General features: G+C 68.8%; 15 protein-coding genes and 1 tRNA gene. 9 read left to right on the top strand and 7 right to left on the bottom strand.

Features of this window, described 5'->3' with window-relative positions; genetic code table 11:
* The first annotated feature begins 1 nt into the window (after position 1).
* From gltB to gtfA, 4 genes are all read left to right on the top strand, one after another.
* A complete protein-coding gene (gene gltB, locus ABEA62_RS08565; protein ID WP_345379635.1) occupies positions 2 to 4,537 on the top strand; it encodes a glutamate synthase large subunit in 4,536 nt (1,511 codons plus the stop codon).
* Entirely contained in the window at positions 4,530 to 5,996 is a 1,467-nt protein-coding gene (locus ABEA62_RS08560; RefSeq protein WP_286216138.1) for a glutamate synthase subunit beta, read from the top strand. Before gltB ends, ABEA62_RS08560 begins: the two co-directional genes overlap by 8 nt.
* Positions 5,997 to 6,015: 19 nt before the next feature.
* The gene (gene pyk, locus ABEA62_RS08555; protein WP_286216137.1) at positions 6,016 to 7,434 is read left to right on the top strand and encodes a pyruvate kinase; all 1,419 of its coding nucleotides are present in this window, start codon (positions 6,016 to 6,018) and stop codon (positions 7,432 to 7,434) included.
* A 160-nt stretch (positions 7,435 to 7,594) separates the two neighbouring features.
* Positions 7,595 to 9,082 (top strand): sucrose phosphorylase, encoded by a 1,488-nt coding sequence (gtfA, locus tag ABEA62_RS08550; RefSeq protein ID WP_286216136.1) that lies wholly within the window; start codon positions 7,595 to 7,597, stop codon positions 9,080 to 9,082.
* A 5-nt stretch (positions 9,083 to 9,087) separates the two neighbouring features.
* Here gtfA and ABEA62_RS08545 read toward each other — a convergent pair whose 3' ends face one another.
* Together ABEA62_RS08545 and ABEA62_RS08540 are read right to left on the bottom strand one after the other, a co-directional pair.
* Entirely contained in the window at positions 9,088 to 9,537 is a 450-nt protein-coding gene (locus ABEA62_RS08545) for a methylglyoxal synthase (RefSeq protein WP_286216135.1), read from the bottom strand.
* 184 nt (positions 9,538 to 9,721) lie between these two features.
* A tRNA-Leu gene (locus ABEA62_RS08540) sits at positions 9,722 to 9,795 on the bottom strand.
* A gap of 21 nt (positions 9,796 to 9,816) precedes the next feature.
* On the opposite strand from ABEA62_RS08540, the gene ABEA62_RS08535 reads away from it, so the two are divergent.
* Together ABEA62_RS08535 and ABEA62_RS08530 are read left to right on the top strand one after the other, a co-directional pair.
* Positions 9,817 to 10,446, top strand: a complete 630-nt coding sequence (locus tag ABEA62_RS08535; protein WP_286216134.1) for an ANTAR domain-containing response regulator — start codon at positions 9,817 to 9,819, stop codon at positions 10,444 to 10,446.
* Positions 10,447 to 10,607: 161 nt separating this feature from the next.
* Entirely contained in the window at positions 10,608 to 11,885 is a 1,278-nt protein-coding gene (locus ABEA62_RS08530) for an ABC transporter substrate-binding protein (RefSeq protein ID WP_286216133.1), read from the top strand.
* Between the two features lie 341 nt (positions 11,886 to 12,226).
* On the opposite strand, the gene ABEA62_RS08525 is transcribed toward ABEA62_RS08530, so the two are convergent.
* Genes ABEA62_RS08525 through ABEA62_RS08505 form a run of 5 tightly spaced genes read right to left on the bottom strand, consistent with a single transcriptional unit; the run spans position 12,227 to position 16,305 of the window.
* Positions 12,227 to 12,955: an ABC transporter ATP-binding protein gene (locus ABEA62_RS08525; protein ID WP_286216131.1), complete on the bottom strand. Its 729-nt coding sequence runs from the start codon at positions 12,953 to 12,955 to the stop codon at positions 12,227 to 12,229.
* Positions 12,952 to 13,794 (bottom strand): ABC transporter ATP-binding protein, encoded by an 843-nt coding sequence (locus ABEA62_RS08520; RefSeq protein WP_286216130.1) that lies wholly within the window; start codon positions 13,792 to 13,794, stop codon positions 12,952 to 12,954. The genes ABEA62_RS08525 and ABEA62_RS08520 overlap by 4 nt, the downstream gene beginning before the upstream one ends.
* Positions 13,787 to 14,761, bottom strand: a complete 975-nt coding sequence (locus ABEA62_RS08515; RefSeq protein ID WP_286216128.1) for a branched-chain amino acid ABC transporter permease — start codon at positions 14,759 to 14,761, stop codon at positions 13,787 to 13,789. Before ABEA62_RS08515 ends, ABEA62_RS08520 begins: the two co-directional genes overlap by 8 nt.
* 1 nt (position 14,762) lies before the next feature.
* The gene (locus ABEA62_RS08510) at positions 14,763 to 15,833 is read right to left on the bottom strand and encodes a branched-chain amino acid ABC transporter permease (protein ID WP_345379628.1); all 1,071 of its coding nucleotides are present in this window, start codon (positions 15,831 to 15,833) and stop codon (positions 14,763 to 14,765) included.
* A gap of 55 nt (positions 15,834 to 15,888) precedes the next feature.
* Complete coding sequence (locus ABEA62_RS08505) at positions 15,889 to 16,305, bottom strand: PaaI family thioesterase (RefSeq protein ID WP_286216124.1); 417 nt, start codon at positions 16,303 to 16,305, stop codon at positions 15,889 to 15,891.
* 18 nt (positions 16,306 to 16,323) lie between these two features.
* On the opposite strand from ABEA62_RS08505, the gene polA reads away from it, so the two are divergent.
* From polA to rpsA, 3 genes are all read left to right on the top strand, one after another.
* A complete protein-coding gene (gene polA, locus ABEA62_RS08500) occupies positions 16,324 to 18,993 on the top strand; it encodes a DNA polymerase I (RefSeq protein ID WP_345379625.1) in 2,670 nt (889 codons plus the stop codon).
* A 10-nt stretch (positions 18,994 to 19,003) separates the two neighbouring features.
* On the top strand, positions 19,004 to 20,026 hold the full coding sequence (locus ABEA62_RS08495) for a 6-phosphofructokinase (RefSeq protein ID WP_286216123.1): 1,023 nt from the start codon (positions 19,004 to 19,006) through the stop codon (positions 20,024 to 20,026).
* 153 nt (positions 20,027 to 20,179) lie between these two features.
* Complete coding sequence (gene rpsA / locus ABEA62_RS08490; RefSeq protein WP_286216122.1) at positions 20,180 to 21,667, top strand: 30S ribosomal protein S1; 1,488 nt, start codon at positions 20,180 to 20,182, stop codon at positions 21,665 to 21,667.
* Positions 21,668 to 21,734: the final 67 nt, after the last annotated feature.

Here is a 21,734-nt window from a genome sequence, read left to right as displayed (position 1 = left end):
GATGGTCGCGCATCTTGGCGCTCCCCAGCCCCCGAGCGGGTTGTACAACCCCGCGTACGAGCACGACGCTTGCGGCGTTGCCTTCGTGGCGACGCTGCGCGGAACGGCGGGTCGGGACATCGTCGATGCGGGCCTCACGGCTCTCAAGAACCTCGAACACCGCGGTGCCGTGGGAGCCGAGACCGAGACGGGCGACGGCGCGGGAATCCTCACGCAGGTCCCCGACGCGTTCCTGCGCGAGGTCACGGACTTCGAGCTGCCGGCGGCGGGCGAGTACGGCGTCGGCATCGCTTTCCTCGTGCCGGGTGCAGAGGCCGCGCAGGTCGCCGCCTTCGAGTCGGCCGCAGCCGACGAGGGCGTGACGGTGCTGGGCTGGCGCGACGTCCCCGTCGACCCGTCCTCCCTTGGCCCCAGCGCGCGTGCGGCCATGCCCACGTTCCGCCAGGTCTTCGCCGCGTGCGACGGACTGTCGGGCATCGCGCTCGACCGCCGTCTCTACCGCGTGCGCAAGCGTGCGGAGAACGCGGGAGGACCGTTCTTCGCGTCGCTCTCGGCCCGCACGCTCACCTACAAGGGCATGCTCACGACGTATCAGCTCGAGAAGGTGTTCCCGGATGTGACTCATCCGCTGTTCGCCTCGGAGCTCGCGCTCGTGCACTCGCGCTTCTCGACCAACACGTTCCCGTCGTGGCCCCTCGCGCAGCCCCTGCGCGGCATCGCCCACAACGGCGAGATCAACACGGTGCGCGGCAACCGAAACTGGATGGCGGCCCGCGAGGGCATGCTGCGCTCGGAGTTGTTGGGCGACATGGCGCCGCTGATGCCCGTGTGCACGCCGTCCGCATCCGACACCGCGTCCTTCGACGAGGTCCTCGAGCTACTTCACCTCGCGGGACGTCCGATCCACCACGCGCTGCTCATGATGATCCCCGAGGCGTGGGAGAACAACGCCGAGATGGACCCCGCGCGCCGCGCGTTCTACGAGTACCACTCGGCACTCATGGAGCCGTGGGATGGGCCCGCCGCGCTGCACTTCACGGACGGCACCGTGATCGGCGCGACGCTGGACCGCAACGGACTGCGCCCCGGACGCTTCTGGGTCACCGACGACGGCCTCGTCGTGTGTGGCTCCGAGGCCGGCCTGCTCGACATCGATCCGGCAAAGGTCGTGCGCAAGGGACGCCTTCAGCCCGGGCGCATGCTGCTGGTCGACACCGGCGCGGGACGCATCGTCGAGGACGAGGAGATCAAGTCGACTCTCGCGGCGGAGCACCCCTACGAGCAGTGGGTTGCCGACAACGCGATTCGCCTGTCCGAGGTGCCCGACCGCGAGCACATCTCGCACTCGCCGCGCTCGGTCGCGCGCAGGCAGCGCGCGTTCGGCTACACCGAGGAGGAGCTCAAGATCCTGCTCGGCCCCATGGCCCAGCACGGCATCGAGCCGATCGGCGCGATGGGTTCCGACACCCCGATCGCTGTCCTGTCGCAGCGCCCGCGCCTGCTCTTCGACTACTTCGTGCAGATGTTCGCGCAGGTGACCAACCCTCCGCTGGACTCGATCCGCGAGGAGATCGTCACCGCGATCGGCGGCGCCCTCGGGCCGGAGCCCAACCTGCTCGAGGCCACGCCCGAGCACGCGCGCAAGATCATCATCGACTTCCCCGTCATCGACAACGATGAGCTCGCGAAGATCCTCCACATCGACCGTGACCCCAAGCGCCGTGGGGTGTTCTCCGCGCGCAAGATCCGCGGCCTCTACCCGGTCAAGGGCGGCGCCGAGGCCCTCGACGGGCGCCTCGCGGAGATCTTCCGTGAGGTCGACGAGGCCATCGAGGACGGCGTGTCCTTCCTCGTGCTCTCGGACCGGGACTCGAACCCGGACCTCGCACCGATCCCCTCGCTGCTGCTCACCTCCGCGGTGCACCACTACCTGGTGCGCACGCACCGGCGCACCCAGCTGTCGCTGGTCGTCGAGGCGGGAGACGTGCGCGAGGTCCACCACGTCGCGCTGCTGATCGGTTACGGCGCGGGCTGCGTCAACCCGTACCTCGCGATGGAGTCCGTCGAGGACCTCTCCAAGCGCGGCTACCTGGGCGACGTCACCCCCGACCAGGCGACCCGGCACCTCATCAAGGCGCTCGGCAAGGGCGTCCTGAAGATCATGTCCAAGATGGGCATCTCGACCATGGCGTCGTACCGCGGCGCTCAGGTCTTCGAAGCGATCGGTCTGTCGCGCGAGCTGGTGGACCTGCACTTCGCGGGAACGCCGAGCCAGATCGACGGTGTGGGTCTCGACGTGATCGCGGCCGAGGTCGCCGCGCGCCATGCCGATGCCTACCCCGCGTCCGGAGAGCTGCCTCCCCACCAGCGCCTGCGCACCGGCGGCGAGTACCAGTGGCGTCGCGACGGGGAGGAGCACCTGTTCGACCCCGAGACGGTGTTCAAGCTCCAGCACGCCACGCGCACGCGCCGCTACGACGTCTTCCAGCAGTACACGGATCGCGTCGACGGCCAGGCCAAGCGCCTCATGACGCTGCGCGGTCTGCTCGAGTTCGCGTCGAACCGCGAGCCGATTCCGCTCGACGAGGTCGAGCCCGTGAGCGAGATCGTCAAGCGCTTCAACACGGGAGCGATGTCGTACGGCTCGATCTCGCAGGAGGCCCACGAGACGCTGGCGATCGCGATGAACCGCCTGGGCGGTCGGTCGAACACCGGCGAGGGCGGCGAGTCCGTCGAGCGCCTGTACGACCCCGCGCGGCGCAGCGCGATCAAGCAGATCGCGTCGGGCAGGTTCGGCGTGACGTCCGAGTACCTCGTGAACTCGGACGACATCCAGATCAAGCTCGCGCAGGGCGCCAAGCCTGGCGAGGGCGGCCAGCTTCCCGCGAACAAGGTGTACCCGTGGGTCGCGGAGACGCGACACTCGACGCCCGGCGTCGGACTCATCTCGCCGCCGCCTCACCACGACATCTACTCGATCGAGGACCTCAAGCAGCTCATCCACGACGCGAAGAACGCGAACCCGCGTGCTCGCGTTCACGTGAAGCTCGTGGCCGAGGTCGGCGTCGGCACCATCGCGGCGGGAGTCGCGAAGTGCAAGTCGGACGTGGTGCTCATCTCGGGCCACGACGGCGGCACCGGCGCGAGCCCGCTCAACTCGCTCAAGCACGCCGGCGCGCCCTGGGAGATCGGCCTCGCCGACACCCAGCAGACGCTCGTGCTCAACGACCTCCGCGACCGCATCGTCGTGCAGGTCGACGGCCAGATGAAGACGGGCCGCGACGTGATCATCGCGGCGCTGCTCGGCGCCGAGGAGTTCGGCTTCGCGACCGCGCCCCTCGTTGTCGAGGGCTGCATCATGATGCGCGTGTGTCACCTCGACACGTGCCCGGTGGGCGTCGCGACCCAGAACCCCGAGCTGCGCGCGCGCTTCTCGGGCAAGCCCGAGTTCGTGGAGACCTTCTTCGAGTTCATCGCGCAGCAGGTGCGCGAGCACCTCGCCCAGCTGGGCTTCCGCAGCATCGAGGAGGCCGTAGGCCACGTCGAGGTGCTCGAGACCCGCGCCGCGATCGACCACTGGAAGGCGAGCGGCCTCGACCTGACGCCGATCCTGGCGGCCCCCCGCGAGGGCGCCGCGCTGCGCAACACGACCACGCAGGATCACGGCCTCGAGGAGGCGCTCGACAACGCGCTCATCGCGGCCGCCGAGCCCGCCCTCGAGCGCGGCGAGCCCGTGCGCATCGAGCGCGAGATCCGCAACATTCACCGCACGGTGGGGACGATGCTCGGCTTCGAGGTCACGCGCCGGTACAGGGGAGCGGGGCTCCCAGATGACACGATCGACGTTACCTTCACGGGAAGCGCCGGCCAGTCGCTCGGCGCCTTCGTCCCGCGGGGCATCACGCTGCGCCTCGAGGGCGACGCGAACGACTACGTGGCCAAGGGCCTGTCGGGCGGCCGCGTGATCGTCCGTCCCGCCCGCGAGTCGATGCTCGACGAGACCCGCGACGTCATCGCGGGCAACGTCGTCGGCTACGGCTCGACGGGGGGAGAGATCCTGCTCCGCGGCCAGGTGGGCGAGCGCTTCCTGGTCCGCAACTCCGGTGCGACGGCCGTGGTGTCGGGCGTGGGCGACCATGCCCTCGAGTACATGACCGGCGGCACCGCGGTGATCCTCGGACGCACCGGACGCAACCTCGGCGCGGGAATGTCGGGCGGCACGGCGTACGTGCTCGACCTGCGTCCGGAGCGCGTCAACGCGCAGGCGTTGTCCTCCGGCGAGCTCACGCTGAGCCCGCTCGACCCCGAGGACGAGGTCATCGTGCGCGGCCTCGTCGAGCGCTTCGCCGCCGAGACCCACTCGCCGGTGGCGCGCGAGCTGCTCGCCGACTGGCCGTCCACGGCAAGGCGCTTCACTCGCGTCCTGCCCGCCCAGTACGCACGCGTCCGTGTGGCGCTGTCCGAGCTCGAGGCCAAGGGCGGCGACCTGTCCGCCCCCGGCGCCTGGGCCGAGTTCTTGGAGGTGACCGGTGGCTGATCCCCGTGGATTCCTGAAGGTGCGCGAGCGCGAGGTGCCGCCGTACCGTCCCGTGCCGGTGCGCCTGCGCGACTGGGCCGAGGTCAAGGACGAGCTGGGCCGCGACGAGGTCGTGCTCAAGCGCCAGGCGGGACGCTGCATGGACTGCGGCATCCCGTTCTGCCACCAGGGCTGCCCGCTTGGCAACCTCATCCCCGAGTGGAACGACCTGGTGTGGCGCGGTCAGTACGCCGACGCGATCGAGCGACTCCACGCGACCAACAACTTCCCCGAGTTCACCGGCAGGATCTGCCCCGCGCCGTGTGAGACCTCGTGCGTGTTGGGCATCAACCAGCCCGCGGTCACGATCAAGAACGTCGAGGTCGAGATTATCGAGCACGCGTTCGAGGACGGCAACGTCACGCCGCACATCGCGCAGCGCCACACCGGCAAGACCGTCGCCGTGGTCGGCTCGGGACCCGCGGGTCTCGCGGCCGCGCAGCAGCTCACGCGTGCGGGCCACACCGTGGCCGTGTACGAGAAGGACGACCGCGTGGGCGGGCTGCTCCGCTACGGCGTGCCGGACTTCAAGATGGAGAAGCACGTGATCGACCGGCGCCTCGCGCAGATGGAGCGCGAGGGCACGCGCTTCCGGGTGGGCATCGAGATCGGCACCGACATCACGTGGGACGACCTCCGCGCGCGCTACGACGCGGTGCTGATCGCCACCGGCGCACCCGTGCCGCGGGAGCTGCCCCTTCCGGGCCGCGAGCTCGACGGCATCCACTTCGCGATGCCGTACCTGCACCAGGGCAACCTGGCCGCGGCGGGTGACGAGGTCGAGAACCAGATCCACGCCGAGGGCAAGCACGTGATCGTGATCGGCGGCGGCGACACCGGCTCCGACTGCATCGGCACGGCGCTGCGCCAGGGCGCGGCGAGCGTCACGACGCTCGCGATCGGCAAGAAGCCCCCGACCGAGCGCCCCGAGTCGCAGCCGTGGCCCACGGATCCGCGCCTGTTCGAGGTGTCCTCGAGCCACGAGGAGGGCGGCGAGCGCCAGTACCTGGCGTCGACCGTCGAGTTTGTCGGCAACGAGGACGGCCACGTGGTCGCGCTGCGTGTTGCCGAGACGCAGTACAACGCTGACGGATCGCGCACCCCCACCGCGGGCACGGAGCGCGACATTCCGGCGGACCTGGTGCTCATTGCAATGGGCTTCACTGGGCCTGAGGTCACGAGCCTCGAGGCACAGTCCCAGGTAGCGTTGACCCCGCGCGCTCAGATCGAGCGTGCGGACAACTACGCGACCACCCAGGAGGGCGTGTTCGTGGCCGGCGATGCCGGTCGCGGTGCGTCGCTCGTGGTCTGGGCGATCGCTGAGGGACGGGCGGCCGCGGCCGCCATCGACGAATACTTGACAGGGAGCACCGAGCTCCCGGCGCCGGTGACGGCGCACACGTCGGCGCTTCGCGCCTGATAACCCGAGGTTGGAGAACATGCGTAACGCGAAGATTGTCTGCACGATCGGACCGGCCACCGCGCCGATCGACCAGATGCGCAAGCTGGTGGGGGCGGGCATGGATGTCGCCCGCATCAACCGCAGCCACGGCTCTGCTGAGGAGCACGAGCAGGTCTACCGCAACATCCGCCAGGCGGCGGAGGAGCTCGGCCGCAACGTGGCCGTGCTCGTTGACCTGCAGGGCCCCAAGATCCGTCTCGAGAAGTTCGCCGACGGTCCGCACGACCTCGCGGTCGACGACGTCTTCACCATCACCACGCGCGACGTCGTGGGCACCAAGGAGATCTGCGGCACCACGTTCAAGGGCCTCCCGGGTGACTGCAACATCGGCGACACGCTGCTGATCGACGACGGCAAGGTGCGCCTGGTCGTGACCGAGGTCACCGACACGGACGTCGTCACCAAGGTCGTGGTTCCCGGACCCGTGTCGAACAACAAGGGCATCAACCTGCCCGGCGTCGCGGTGTCCGTGCCGGCGATGTCCGAGAAGGACGAGGCCGACCTGCGCTGGGGCCTCAAGCTCGGCGCCGACTTCATCGCGCTGTCCTTCGTGCGCAACGCCGCCGACTACGAGGACGTCGCACGCATCATGACCGAGGAGGGCCGCACGGTCCCCGTCATCGCCAAGGTCGAGAAGCCGCAGGCCGTCGACAACCTCGAGGAGATCGTCGACGCGTTCGACGGCGTCATGGTCGCCCGCGGTGACCTGGGCGTCGAGCTTCCGCTCGAGGAGGTGCCGCTGGTCCAGAAGCGTGCGATCGAGCTGTGCCGCTCGCAGGCCAAGCCCGTGATCGTCGCGACCCAGGTCCTCGAGTCGATGACGCACTCGCCGGTGCCGACCCGCGCCGAGACCTCGGACTGCGCCAACGCGATCCTCGACGGCACCGACGCCGTCATGCTCTCGGGCGAGACCTCGGTGGGCGACTACCCGATCATCACGGTCGAGACGATGGCGCGCATCATCAAGAACACCGAGGAGAAGGGGTACTCGCGCATCGCGCCGTATCTCTCGACCCCGCACACCCGCGGCGGCGCGGTCACCCACGCGGCGGCCGAGATCGCGGAGAACCTCGACATCAAGTACATCGTCACGTTCACGCAGTCGGGTGACTCGGCGCTGCGCATGTCGCGCCTGCGTCCGTCGACCCCGATGCTCGCCTTCACGCCGGACCCGGCAACGCAGAAGCGCCTCGCGCTGTCGTGGGGTGTGCATGCCGAGCTCGTCGAGAAGGTCGAGTCGACCGACGAGATGGTGCACCTCGTGGACTCCTACCTCAAGCAGTCCGGCCGCGCGGTCGACGGCGACTACGTCGTGGTCGTGTCGGGCACCCCGGTGGGCGTCCCCGGCACCACCAACTCGATCTTCGTCCACAAGGTGGGCCAGGTCCGCGGCTAGCAGCCGTTCACACAGGGGCTCGCCGGCGCACGCCGGCGGGCCCCTGTTGCCGTCCGCGACCGGGTGACCGGGGCATCGTCCCTTCTCGCGCGACGTCGCCCGCGGGTGAGCCCTAAGGTGAGGAGAGGGCGCAGCGTGGCGCCCGGCGAGGAGAGTCGCGATGTCCCGCAACGCAGTGCAGCTCATCACGTATGCCGACCGTCTCGCGGGCGACTTACCCGGTCTCGCGCGGCTGATGCGCACCGAGCCGTGGTCGAGCGCCTTCGCGGGCGTGCACATCCTGCCGTTCTTCACGCCGCATGACGGTGCCGACGCGGGCTTCGATCCCGTCGATCACACCGCCGTGGATCCGCGGCTGGGGACGTGGCAGGACGTGCGGGCGGTGGCCGGTGACGGCGACCTCATGGTCGACGTGATCGTCAATCACGTCTCCGCCGACTCGGAGGCCTTCCGCGACTGGTGCGCGCGCGGCGATGCGTCGGAGTCGGCCGGGATGTTCCTCACGATGTCCTCGGTGTTCCCGCGCGGCGCGACGGAGGACGATCTCACGCGCATCTACCGGCCCCGCCCCGGGCTGCCGTTCACGCCGTACACGGTCGCGGGCCGCCGCCGGCTGGTGTGGACCACGTTCACGCCGCAGCAGATCGACATCGACGTCACTCATCCGCGCGCCCGCGCGTATCTCGAGTCGATCCTCGACTCGGTGGCGGACGCCGGCGCAACCATGGTGCGCCTCGACGCGGTGGGATACGCGGTCAAGACGGCGGGGGAGACGTCGTTCATGACGCGCGACACGTTCGCGTTCATCGAGGACTTCACCGCGCAGGCACGCTCGCGCGGGCTCGAGGTGCTGGTCGAGGTGCATTCGTACTACCGCCGCCAGATCGAGATCGGCGCGGCGGTGGACCGCGTCTACGACTTCGCGCTGCCGCCGCTCATCCTCCACGCGCTCGGCACGGGAGACGGCGGCCCGCTCGCGCGGTGGCTCGACGTGCGACCCGCGAATGCGGTGACGGTGCTCGACACGCACGACGGAATCGGCGTGATCGATGTGGGCGCGGATCAGACGGCTGCCGAGGCGCCGGGGTTGCTCGCTCCGCACGAGATCGACGCGCTCGTCGAGCGCATGCATGCGGCGTCGGGCGATACGTCGCGCCTCGCCACGGGTACCGCCGCCTCGAATCTCGATCTTTACCAGGTCAACTGCACGTTCTACGACGCGCTCGGCGCGGACGACCACGCGTACCTCGCCGCCCGTGCCCTGCAGTTCTTCACGCCGGGGATCCCGCAGGTGTACTACGTGGGCGCTCTCGCCGGTCGCAACGACGTCGAGCTGTTGCGGCGCTCGGGGGTAGGACGCGACATCAATCGGCACCGCTACACGCCCGAGGAGATCGCGGCGGACCTGGACCGCCCGGTGGTGCGCGCTCTCTTCGCGCTGTGCGCGCTGCGATCCCGGTTGAGCGCGTTCGACGGCGACTTCAGCTGGTCGCTCGAGGACGGCATCATGACGATGCTGTGGCGGGCGGGAGAGGATCACGCGCGGCTCACGGTCGACCTGCTCGGCCATCGTGCAGGCCTCGCGTGGAGCGAGGCGGGCGCCGAAGGAGCCACGGACGACCTTCTTGCCGATCCTCCCCGGGTGTAAACCCGCTACGAGTCCTCGCGCATGGCCTCCCAGTCGCGCGGACCGAGGTCGGGGATCTTGCGCTCGTAGCCGTCGGAGAACAGCGGCGAGGAGATGAGGTGGTCCGCCGTCGCGATGTTCGAGGCCATCGGGATGTTCCACAGCGCGCCCAGGCGCAGCAGCGCCTTGACGTCGGGGTCGTGCGGCTGGGGCTCCAGCGGGTCCCAGAAGAAGATCAGCATGTCGATGCGGCCCTCGGCGATGCCGGCGCCGATCTGCTGGTCGCCGCCCACGGGACCCGACAGGAAGCGGGTGACGCGCAGGCCCAACTCGTACTCGAGCATCGTCCCCGTGGTGCCGGTGGCGTAGAGCCGATGCGGCGACAGGGTGCCCTTGTTGTATGAGGCCCACTCGAGGAGCTCGGCCTTCTTGTGGTCGTGGGCGACCAGCGCAATGTGCAGGGGGCGGTGCGACATGAGCGCTCCTTCGAGGTGTCAGGGTGGTGCCGCGTGGGGGGTGCAGCGGTGTCGCCTCGAGTATCCCGCGTCAGGCGCCGCGGCGTGACACCAGCACCGCCGGGGCAACTCGTGCGGGCGGGGCTTTGAATGCGGCGGCACGACACTTGGTACACCAAGCTGACGTAGTGGCACTCAGTGCCAGTGCCCCGGGTGGGATTCGAACCCACAACACCGCGGGTTTGAGCCGCGTGCCTCTGCCAGTTGGGCTACCGGGGCGGGGGCACTAGGCTATCGCCTGTGACTGATGCGAACGACACTCCCCTGGAGGAGACCGAGACCCAGGCCCCCAAGCGCGCGCGCCGCGCCGTCGTCGCGGAGGACGAGGCGCTGATCCGCATGGACATCGTCGAGACGCTCCGTGAGGGCGGCTATGAGGTCGTCGGCGAGGGCGGCAACGGCGAGGAAGGCATCGCGCTCGCGCGCGAGCACAAGCCCGACGTGGTGGTCATGGACGTCAAGATGCCCGTCATGGACGGCATCACCGCCGCGGAGACCATCGCGAAGGAGCGCCTGGCGCCCGTGGTGCTGCTCACCGCGTTCTCGCAGACCGAGTTGGTCGAGCGGGCGCGCGACGCCGGCGCGATGGCATACGTCGTCAAGCCCTTCACCCCTGGAGACCTGCTGCCCGCGGTCGAGATTGCCGCCTCGCGGTATCAGGAGATCCGCGCGCTGGAGTCGGAGATCGCCGACATCACCGAGCGCATGGAGACACGCAAGAAGGTCGAGCGCGCCAAGGGTCTGCTCATGGAGAAGATGAAGCTCAACGAGCCCGAGTCCTTCCGCTGGATCCAGAAGACGTCCATGGACCGGCGCCTGACGATGCGCGAGGTGGCCGAGGCCGTCATCGAGCAAATGGGCGGAAAGTAGCGTTTTCCTCTCCGCTGGCGCACGGTTCGGTCACGAAATTGTGATAGAGCCGACGCGAACGCGAAACGTTTGCGCGCTAGCGTGACGGTTACCGCGGCGAGGACACTCCTGGTCGCGAACTAACCGAGGCGAGATCTTCTCGCCGACTGGGAGGAAGAAACATGGCACGATGGAATTCCATCGCTCGCGGCGCGGCCTTTGCCGCCGTTGCGACCCTGTCCCTCGCGGCGTGCGCCACCACGTCCAGCGAGGGTGGCTCCAGTGAGGACCCGACCACCGTCGGTGCGTCCGGAGACGGACTGAAGATCGGCTCGCTGCTGCCGATCACCGGCTCGCTCGCGTTCCTCGGCCCGCCCGAGATCGCTGGAGTTGACCTCGCTGTCAGCGAGATCAACGAGGCGGGCGGCGTCAATGGCGCCGATGTCTCCATCCAGCACGAAGACTCGTCCGACACGGACAACCCGAACATCACGTCCGACTCGGTCTCGCGTCTCCTCGCGGGTGACGTCTCGGTCGTGATCGGTGCGGCATCGTCGTCCGTCACGCTCAACGCGATCGACGACATCACCAACGCAGGCGTGGTGCAGATCTCGCCCGCCAACACCGCGACCAGCCTCTCCGGCTACTCGCCGTTCTACTTCCGTACCGCCCCGCCGGACACCGTCCAGGGCAACGCGCTCGGCAACCTCATCCTCGAGGACGGCTACAAGAACATCGGCGTCCTGGTCTTCAACGACGACTACGGCACCTCGCTGCGCGACGTGGTCCAGCAGACGGTCGAGGCCGCGGGTGGTTCGCTGACCTATGGCACCTCGGGCCAGGAGTTCGACCCCGCGGCGTCGAGCTTCGCTTCCGACGTGCAGGCGATCCTCGCGACCAACCCCGAGGCGATCGCGCTCATCGCGTTCGACCAGACGGCGCTGATCATCCCCGAGCTCGTCGCGGCCGGCTTCGACACCTCGAAGCTCTACCTGGTGGACGGCAACCTCGCGGACTACTCCGACGAGCTCGAGGCGGGCGCCCTCACCGGCGCCAAGGGCACCCTGCCCGGCGCGAGCCCCGCGGACGACTTCCGCGCGCTGCTCGACGAGGCCAACGGCGAGCCGCTGTCCGAGTACGCCTATGGCGCCGAGTCCTACGACGCGGTCATGCTCGCGGCGCTCGCCGCAGTCAAGGGCGGCGCGAACGATGGCCAGACCATCGCGGACAACATGGCGGCGGTCTCCGGCGCCACGGGCGGCACGGAGTGCACCGGTTTCGCGGAGTGCGTCGAGCTGCTCGAGGCAGGCGAGGAGATCTTCTACCAGGCGGTCTCCGGAGTGGGTCCGTTCAACGAGGCCAACGACCCGTCGAGCGCGTACATCGGCGTCTACCAGTACGGCGAGGACAACACCTACTCGCTGCTGACCTCGGTGTTCGGCGAGGTTCCCTCGGAGTGATCTGAGCGGTTCTCACAGTTCATTCGCGCGGCGGCCCCCGGCTTCGGTCGGGGGCCGTTGTGCTGTGCCTGGGGGACCTGGGCGCGTGGCCGGGTGGTCTGTCCTCCGCGCCCGTCGCCGCCCCGTTGTGCGGAAGTCACACCGTTGGCGACGGGTGTGGCCGCGCTGAACGGGGATCCGGAGATACCGGTCGCCAGATGTGTGACTTGCGCAGGAGGGGGCGGCGCGGCGACGCGGCGTCATGGCGGCAGCACGGCAGCCCAGGACGCGCGCACACGACGATGCCCGCCCGGCCGAAGCGGGGCGGGCACCGTTGGTGGGTTCCCGAGGCAGCGTGCGCGCTACGCGCCGAGCGTGCCCAGATACAGCTCGATCACCTTGGGGTCCTTGAGCAGTTCCTGGCCGGTGGCGGTGTACGCGGACGTGCCCTGATCGAGAACGTAGCCGCGGTCGCAGATCTGCAGGCAGCGACGGGCATTCTGCTCGACCATGATGACCGTGACACCCGTGCGGTTGATGTCGCGCGTGCGCACGAACGTCTCGTCCTGGCGGACGGGGGACAGGCCGGCGCTGGGCTCGTCGAGGAGCAGCACCTGCGGGTCCATCATGAGCGCGCGTGCCATCGCGACCATCTGGCGCTCGCCGCCGGACAGCGAGCCGGCGCGCTGGTGGCGCCGCTCGATGAGCACGGGGAAGAGGTCGCCGATCCTCTCGAGCTGCTTCTTGAAGCTCTTGTGCGCCCTGTATGCGCCCATTTCGAGGTTCTCTTCGATGGTGAGCGAGGGGAACACGTTGTTGGTCTGAGGCACGAAGCCCACGCCGCGGCTCACCAGCTGGTCGGCACGCAGGTTGGTGATGTCCTCACCCGCGAGGGTGACGGACCCGTCGCGCACCGGGACGAGGCCAAAGAGCGCCTTGAGGAAGGTCGACTTGCCGGCGCCGTTGGGACCGATGATTCCGATGAGCTCGCCCTGGCGCACCTCCATCGAGCAGCCGTTGAGGATGTTGATGCCGGGAAGGTAGCCGGCGATCAGGTTGTCGGCGTGGAGGATCACGGGATTCGAGGTCATGCCTCACGCTCCTCGAAGAGATCGGTGTCGTGGTGCGCGCCCAGATAGGCGTCCTGCACCGCCTGGTTGGACATCACGGTGCCCGCCGGGCCCTCGGCGATGATGCGGCCCTCGGCCATCACCACCACCCAGTCGGAGATGCGCCGCACCATGTGCATGTCGTGCTCGACAAAGAGCACCGTCATGCCGTCGTCCTTGAGCTCGACGATGTGGTCGAGGAGGGACTCCGTCAGCGCGGGGTTGACGCCCGCCATCGGCTCGTCGAGCATCACCATCGTAGGCTTGGTCATGAGCGCGCGTGCCATCTCGAGGAGCTTGCGCTGTCCGCCCGAGAGCGAGCCGGCGTAGTCGTCGCGCTTCTCATAGAGCTTGAAGCGGTGGAGCAGCGCATGCGCCTGCTCCGTGATCTCTCGCTCGCGCGCGCGCCACAGGGGCGGCACGAAGGCTCGTGCGAAGTTCTCACCGGGCTGAGCCTGAGCGCCCAGCCGCATGTTCTCGATCACCGTCATGCGGTTGAGGGCCTTGGTGAGCTGGAAGGTGCGCACCATGCCCGCCCGTGCGACCTTGGCCGAGGACATGCCCTTGAGCGCGCGACCGTTGAAGACGCCCTCGCCCTCCTGGGCGAAGTCGAATCCGGTGAGCAGGTTGAAGAACGTCGACTTGCCTGCGCCGTTGGGGCCGATGAGCGCGGTGATCGAATTGCGCTGCACCTCGAAGTGGTCGACGCTCACGGCGGTGAGGCCTCCAAAGCGCCTCACGACGCCGTCCGCGACCAGGATCGCGTCGGGCTTGGGCGCGCCTGCCTCGTGCGGCACGGCGGCGAATGCGTTGTCAGCCATTGAACGCCAGCTCCTTCTTGTTGCCGAGCACACCCTGGGGCCTGAACACCACGAGCAGCATGAGGGTCACGCCCACGAGGACGAGCGAGAACGGCTCGAGGTCGGTGGGTGCCAGCACCTCGGGCGGCAGAACCGCGGACGCCACGCTCTTGACCAGGGTCAGCGCGGACCAGAACAGGATCGAACCGAGTACGGGCCCGAAGACCGTGGCTGCGCCACCCAGGAGCAGCAGCGTCCAGATCCAGAACGTCGTGGGGCGTCCCATCGAGTCCGGCTGCACCGAGTTGCCCAGGGCCCACGTGATGCCGCCGAGAGCGCCGATCGCGCCGCCGATCACGAGCGCCTGCATCTTGTACGAGTACACGTTCTTGCCGAGCGAACGCACGGCGTCCTCGTCCTCGCGGATGCCCTTGAGCACGCGGCCCCAGGGCGAGCCGGCGAGGCGCCAGTAGATGATCGCGAAGATGATGACGAGGCTCCAGGTCACGAGCGTCAGCCACCACGAGGACGACCGGGAGCCGTGCATCTCGAGCGGCCCGATCTGGACGATGCTGTCGGGGAAGGGCGAGAGTTCCTCGAAGGGCGGCTTGAAGTCCGAGCCGCGGATGCCGCTCGAAGCCCCGGTGAGCCCCGAGAGGCTCTGCGAGCGCCCGAGGAACCTGATCATCTCTGCTGCCGCGATGGTCACGATCGCCAGATAGTCACCGCGGAGCTTGAGCGTGGGCCAGCCGAGCAGCAGGCCGAAGATCGCGGCGGCCGCGAGGCCCACCAGCACGGCGAGCCAGATGGGCCACCCCTGCTGGATCGAGATCGCGAAGCCGTACATGCCGAGCAGCATGAAGCCCGCGTGACCCATGTTGAGCAGACCCGTGAGGCCAAAGTGGAAGTTGAGGCCGATCGCCGCGAGCGCAAAGGCCGCGGTGGACGGCGCGATGGCCGTGCGAAGTACGTCGAGAAGAATGTCCATGTCAGCCGACCCTTTCCGCCTTGCCGAGGATGCCCTGCGGGCGTACCAGCAGCACGATGATGAGGATGCCGAGCGCTGTCGCGAACTTGAGGTCCGGCGGGAGCCAGACCGTCGAGACCTCCGCGACGATGCCGATGACGAGAGAGCCGACGAGCGCACCGTAGGGATGGCCGAGCCCGCCCAGCGTGACGGCGGCGAACATCATGAGCAGCAGCCGTGTGCCGTCGTCGAACGAGAATCCCTGCTGGTACAGCGCGAGCAGGATGCCGCCCAGGGCCGCGAGCCCCGCGGCCATCACCCACACGATGCGGATGATCGAGTCGACCTTGATGCCCGAGGCCGATGCCAGGGCCGGGTTGTCCGAGACCGCGCGGGTCGCGCGCCCCAGGCGGGTGCGCTGCAGGAAGAACGCGACGCCCAAGAGCGCGGTGATCGCGATCGCCATCGAGATGAGCGTGACGTTGCCGACCGAAATGGGCCCGTACTGAACGCGGGGGTCGATCGAGGTCGTGAGTCGCACGGGCCGGCCGCCGATCCACCACTGGATGAAGTTCACGAGCGCGAGCGAGAGGCCGATGCTCACGATCATCTGCTGGACCAGGCCCACCCTGCGGCGCCGGAGCTGGCTCCACACGACCTTGTCCTGCACCCAGCCGAGTGCGGCCGAGATCGCGATCGCGAGCAGGGCGGCAGGGATGAGAGGCAACCCGATGTGGAACTCAACCGGCACCAGGGGCACGGTCACGGGTTGGGGCGTCGCGAGGAACCACGTCAGCACCGCGCCGAACGTCACCATCTCGCCGTGAGCGAAGTTGCTCAGCGCGGTGGTGCCGTAGATAAGCGAAAGGCCCACTGAGGCTAGTGCCAGCAGCAGGCCAAAGACGACGCCGTTGAAGAGGTTCTGGAGCAGCAGGTTGGTCCCGCCTCCAGTGGCGGTGGTTGCCACCTCGGGGTCGGGGGTGGTGGCCTCGGCCACGCCCCCCATTGCAAGGACCGCGATGGCGCCTGCCACCGCGATCGTGAGGACGAGCGCTGCTCTCAGCAGGGCTCGTCGGTCAAGAGTCGCCAGCACGGATGCCCCTCTCAAGGTCAAGGTTGCGGGTCAACCTATCGCAGACATGTTTCGTTCATGTGGCACGCCGAGCACGAATCGCGCACGTCAGTCGCGCTTCGGAGACGATTTCGCCTCGTTCATTCACGATTCGAACGCCGTAAACCGCCACGGTGCGGCCCCGGTGAATCGCCGTCGCGGTGCCGGTCACGACCCCGGAACGCGCGCTGCGCACGTGAGTGATGGACAGGTCGACCCCCACCGCGATGCCCTCGGGGTCGACGGTCGCGACGTGCGCCATCGCCGCAAGCGACCCGAGCGACTCCGCGAGGACAGCCGATGCCCCGCCGTGGAGAAGGCCGTAGGGCTGGGTGTTGCCGGCGACCGGCATGGTCCCGACGGCGGTGTCTGCGGTGACCTCCACAATGGTGATGCCCATCCGGGCGATGAGCCCATCGGAGGGCGCGGCGGCGGCGACATCGGCGTCAGACATAGGGATAGGTTGGCATCTGTGAGCGAATCCACCAAGGGAACACTCCTGCTGGTCGACGGTCTATCGATGGCGTTCCGCGCCTTCTTTGGCCTTCCGGTGGAGAACTTCGCAACCTCGACAGGGGTGCCGACCAACGCGGTCTACGGCTTCACGACGATGCTCGCGACGCTCCTGCGGGAGCACGAGCCCACGCACGTCGCGGTCGCCTTCGACCTCCCGGGCGGCACCTTCCGCACCGAACGTCTTCCCTCGTACAAGGGCACCCGCGACGCCACGCCGCCCGAGTTCGAGCCGCAGGTCCCGCTCATTCGCGAGGTGCTGGGGGCCCTCAGGGTGCCGGCGGTCGACAAGCCCAACTACGAGGCGGATGACCTGCTCGCGACGTATGCGCGGCTGGGCCACGAGGCCGGCATGCGCGTGCTCGTCGTGTCGGGAGACCGGGACACGATTCAGCTCGTCAACGGCGACGTCACGCTGCTGTATCCGCGCAAGGGCGTCTCCGACCTGGTGCGCTTCACGCCCGACGCGGTGCGCGAGAAGTACGGCGTCGACCCCGGCCAGTATCCCGACCTCGCCGCATTGGTCGGTGAGACGAGCGACAACCTTCCCGGTGTTCCGGGGGTGGGCCCCAAGACCGCCGCGAAGTGGATCGGGGTCTACGGCGGGCTCGAGGGGATCCTCAACAGCGCCGACGACGTCCCCGGGAAGGCGGGGGAGAGCCTGCGCGCGCACCTCGAGCAGGTGCGCCTCAACAGGGAGCTCAACCACCTGCTCACGGATCTCGAGGTCGCCGTCCCGCTCGCGGATCTCGAGTATCCCGGCGCGGACGCGGCCGCGATTCACGAGGTCTGCGACGCGCTGCAGTTCCGCACGCTGCGCGACAAGCTCCTGCCGCTGGCGACCGATGCCGGGGAGGCCAGTCCCGAGACCGCACCCCCGGTCGTGGTGCAGACCGCGGGCGCCGTCGCGGCGATCGCCGCGATGACGGGCACCGTCGCGCTACACGTGGACGGTCGCGGCGGCGTCGACGCCGATGCCTGGGCGCTGGGCGCCGCCGATGCCGCGGACGCCGCCTGGGGCGTCGATCTTGCCGACCTCTCACCCGAGGACGAGTCGACCCTCGGTGCGTGGCTCGCCGACCCGAACATCGCGAAGGTCCTTCACGGTGCCAAGGACGGGTGGCACGCGCTCACGGCGCGCGGGTGGGAGCTGGCGGGAATCGCGGGCGACACCCAGATCGCCGCCTTCCTGGTCAACCCCGACCAGCGTGGATTCGAGCTCGAACAGATCCTCCAGCGTCACCTGGGTCTCGCCCTCGAGTCGGGGCCGACCGCAGGAGAACTCGACCTCGGCCTCGACGGCGGTGGCGCGCACCACGCCGGCCAGCGGGCAGGTGAGCGCGCCGCACACGTGAGAACCCTCGCGGGCGTCCTCGAGCCCATGGTCGACGAACGCGGCATGGGCGCGCTCTATCGCGAGCTCGAGATTCCCCTCATCACGGTCCTCGCGCGCATGGAGCATGCGGGCATGGCCGTCGACAGGGCGCACCTGTCGACGCTCGCCGACGAGGCGCGCGCTCGAGCCGACCGCGCGGCCGAGGATGCGTACGACGCCCTGGGCGGCGAGCGCGTCAATCTGGGGTCGCCCAAGCAGCTTCAGGAGGTGCTGTTCGAGCGCCTCGGCATGCCCAAGACCAAGAAGATCAAGACGGGCTACTCGACCGACGCATCGTCCCTTCACGATCTCAGCGAGAAGGCGCCCCACCCGTTCCTCACCGCGCTGCTGGCTCACCGCGACGCCTCGAAGCTGTCGCAGATCATCGAGACGCTGGCTCAGGCCGTGCAGCCGGACGGCCGCATCCACACCACGTTCTCCCAGGTGGTGGCCGCGACGGGCCGCCTCAGCTCGAAGGATCCCAATCTGCAGAACATCCCCGTCCGCACGGCGGAGGGGCACCGCATCCGCGAGGCCTTCGTCGTCGGCGAGGGCTTCGACACGCTCGTGACGGCGGACTACTCGCAGATCGAGATGCGGATCATGGCCCACCTGTCGGGCGACGCCGCGCTGGTCGAGGCGTTTGCCGCGGGGGAGGACCTCCACCGCTTCGTGGGTTCACGCGTGTTCGGCGTGGCTCCGGAGGACGTGAGCCCCGAGATGCGCTCCCAGGTCAAGGCGATGTCCTACGGGCTCGCGTACGGGCTGTCGTCCTTTGGCCTCGCGCGGCAGCTGGGGCTTCCGGTGGGCGCGGCCCAGGCGCTCATGGACGACTACTTCTCGCGATTCGGCGCCGTGCGCGACTACCTCAGGTCGGTCGTCGAGCAGGCGCGGGCGGACGGCTACACCGAGACCATCTTTGGCCGCAGGCGCTACATCCCCGACCTCACCTCGACCAACCGTCAGCGCAGGGACATCGCGGAGCGGATGGCGCTCAACGCGCCCATTCAGGGCTCCGCGGCGGACCTCATCAAGCGCGCGATGCTCGGAGTTGAGCGCCGTTTGAGGGACGAAGGTCTGGCATCCCGGCAGGTACTTCAGGTGCATGATGAACTCGTGATCGAGACGGCAGCGGGGGAGCAGGACGCCGTCGAGAACATTCTCAGGGAGGAGATGCACGCCGCAGGCGATCTCAGCGTTCCTCTCGAGGTCAACGTCGGAACGGGCGCTGACTGGCGCACCGCTGGACACTAGGGTTGGTGGCATGCGCATCGGACTTCTCACTGGAGGCGGGGACTGCCCCGGACTGAACGCGGCGATTCGTGCCGTCGTCAAGCGGGGTACCTCGGAACTCGGGTGCTCGATCGTCGGGTTTAACAACGGCTGGCAGGGCGTCATCGACGGCGACGCCAAGCCGCTGACCCGTGACGACGTATCGGGCATCCTCGTGCACGGGGGGACGATGCTCGGCACGGCCCGGTGCCACCCGCACAAGGTCGAGGGCGGCATGGAGGCCGTTAAGGACACGTTCGAGAACGAGAAGCTGGACGGCTTCATCTGCATCGGCGGAGACGGAACTCTCAAGGCCGCGGGCAAGGTCTCGCAGGCGCTGGGCGTGCCCGTGATCGGCATTCCCAAGACCATCGACAACGACGTGGTCGGCACGGACGCCGCGATCGGCTTCGACACCGCGGTGTCGGTGGCCACGGAGGCGATCGACCGCCTCCACTCGACGGCGGAGTCGCACAACCGCGTCATGGTGGTCGAGCTCATGGGCCGCCACTCCGGCTGGATCGCCGTCACCGCCGGTATCGCTGGCGGAGCGGACATCATCCTCGCGCCCGAGGAGCCCTTCGACATCGATGTGATCGCCAAGCGCATCAAGCACCGTCACCGCTACAAGAACTTCTCGATCGTGGCCGTCGCCGAGGGCGCGGTTCCCGCCGAGGGCTCGCGCTGGGAGGGCAAGGCCACCCTCGACGCCAAGGGCAACCCGATCGCCGGCTCGATCGGTCACGAGGTCACGAAGGCGATCGAGGCGGCCACCGGCTTCTCGACGCGCCTCACGGTGCTCGGCTACGTCCAGCGTGGCGGCGTGCCGACGGCTGCGGACCGCCTGCTGGGCACCCGGATGGGCGTGGCCGCGATCGACGGCATCGTCGCCGGTGAGACGCACAAGTTCACCGCGCAGCAGGGCGAGAAGGTCGTGCTCGAGCCCTTCGAGACGATGATGGGCAAGACCAAGTGGGTTCCCGAGGAGCTGTTGGCGGCTGCCCGCGGGCTGTGATGTCTCGCGCCCGGTCCCGCGCGAGTCGCGTGGCCGGGCGCGTCGCATTGTGCCTGGACGGTGTGAAGAGGTAGGATTTCGGGTGGTCTGGCGCGCCCGCGCGCCCGGTCATTCCTATCCATACGATTCCCTGTCCATCGGAGCACCTCCTTAATGTCCGTATCCACCCCCTCCATCATCGCCGTCAACGACATCGGAACTGCTGAGGATTTCCTCGCGGCCGTTGACGCGACCATCAAGAACTTCGACGACGGCGACCTTGTTGAAGGCACCATCGTCAAGGTCGACCGCGACGAGGTCCTGCTCGACATCGGTTACAAGACCGAAGGCGTGATTCCTTCGCGCGAGCTGTCGATCCGTCACGACGCCAACCCGGATGAGGTCGTCAACGTCGGCGACACCATCGAGGCTCTGGTCCTCACCAAGGAGGACAAGGAGGGGCGCCTGATCCTGTCCAAGAAGCGCGCGCAGTACGAGCGTGCCTGGGGCTCGATCGAGAAGGTCAAGGAGGAGGACGGAGTCGTCTCCGGCACCGTCATCGAGGTCGTCAAGGGCGGCCTGATCGTCGACATCGGCCTGCGCGGCTTCCTGCCCGCCTCGCTGGTGGAGATGCGTCGCGTGCGTGACCTGGCCCCGTACATCGGCCAGGCCATCGAGGCGAAGATCATCGAGCTCGACAAGAACCGCAACAACGTGGTGCTGTCGCGTCGTGCGTTCCTCGAGCAGACCCAGTCCGAGGTGCGCTCGTCGTTCCTCACCGCGCTCGCGCCGGGACAGGTCCGCAAGGGTGTCGTCTCCTCGATCGTCAACTTCGGTGCGTTCGTGGACCTGGGCGGCGTGGACGGCCTCGTGCACGTCTCCGAGCTGTCCTGGAAGCACATCGACCACCCCTCCGAGGTCGTCTCGGTCGGCCAGGAGGTCGAGGTCGAGGTCCTCACCGTCGAGATGGACCGCGAGCGCGTTTCGCTGTCGCTCAAGGCGACGCAGGAGGACCCGTGGGCGGTCTACGCCCGCACCCACGCGATCGGCCAGATCGTCCCGGGCAAGGTCACCAAGCTCGTCCCGTTCGGCGCGTTCGTGCGCGTGTTCGAGGGCATCGAGGGCCTGGTGCACATCTCCGAGCTGGCGCTTCGCCACGTCGAGCTGCCCGAGCAGGTCGTGTCGGCCGATGAGGACGTCTTCGTCAAGATCATCGACATCGACCTTGAGCGTCGCCGCATCTCGCTGTCCATCAAGCAGGCCAACGAGGGTGTCGACCCGCAGGGCGAGGACTTCGACCCCGCGCTCTACGGCATGACGGCCGAGTACGACGCTCAGGGGAACTACAAGTACCCCGAGGGCTTCGACCCGGAGACCCAGGAGTGGCGCGAGGGCTTCGAGGAGCAGCGCGAGGCCTGGGAGGCCGAGTACGCCAAGGCGCACGAGCGCTGGGAGGCGCACAAGGCGTTCGTCCTCAAGCAGGACGCCGCCGCCGCCGAGGCCGAGGTTGCCGCCCCCGCGGCGCCGCGTGCCGCCAAGGGTGGCCGCAAGGCCGACGGCCCGACCTCGTACTCCTCGCAGGAGGAGTCGACGACCGACGGCGGCACGCTCGCCTCGGACGAGCGTCTGGCCGCGCTGCGCGAGAAGCTCACCGGCAACTAGTCTCACGACTCACCCGAAGGCCGTCGCCCCGATCTGGGGCGGCGGCCTTCGTCGCATACGGCTGCAG

This window comes from Demequina sediminis, from assembly GCF_039545075.1.
GTDB classification, from domain to species: Bacteria; Actinomycetota; Actinomycetes; order Actinomycetales; family Demequinaceae; genus Demequina; species Demequina sediminis.
This window is presented reverse-complemented; position numbering and strand designations above follow the sequence as displayed.

Coding starts and splice junctions, on each gene's coding strand:
- gltB (WP_345379635.1), top strand. CDS start 2: ATGGTCGCGCATCTTGGCGCTCCCCAGCCCCCGAGCGGGTTGTACAAC.
- pyk (WP_286216137.1), top strand. CDS start 6,016: ATGCGTAACGCGAAGATTGTCTGCACGATCGGACCGGCCACCGCGCCG.
- gtfA (WP_286216136.1), top strand. CDS start 7,595: ATGTCCCGCAACGCAGTGCAGCTCATCACGTATGCCGACCGTCTCGCG.
- ABEA62_RS08545 (WP_286216135.1), bottom strand. CDS start 9,537: ATGTCGCACCGCCCCCTGCACATTGCGCTGGTCGCCCACGACCACAAG.
- ABEA62_RS08530 (WP_286216133.1), top strand. CDS start 10,608: ATGGCACGATGGAATTCCATCGCTCGCGGCGCGGCCTTTGCCGCCGTT.
- ABEA62_RS08525 (WP_286216131.1), bottom strand. CDS start 12,955: ATGACCTCGAATCCCGTGATCCTCCACGCCGACAACCTGATCGCCGGC.
- ABEA62_RS08520 (WP_286216130.1), bottom strand. CDS start 13,794: ATGGCTGACAACGCATTCGCCGCCGTGCCGCACGAGGCAGGCGCGCCC.
- ABEA62_RS08515 (WP_286216128.1), bottom strand. CDS start 14,761: ATGGACATTCTTCTCGACGTACTTCGCACGGCCATCGCGCCGTCCACC.
- ABEA62_RS08505 (WP_286216124.1), bottom strand. CDS start 16,305: ATGTCTGACGCCGATGTCGCCGCCGCCGCGCCCTCCGATGGGCTCATC.
- ABEA62_RS08495 (WP_286216123.1), top strand. CDS start 19,004: ATGCGCATCGGACTTCTCACTGGAGGCGGGGACTGCCCCGGACTGAAC.
- rpsA (WP_286216122.1), top strand. CDS start 20,180: ATGTCCGTATCCACCCCCTCCATCATCGCCGTCAACGACATCGGAACT.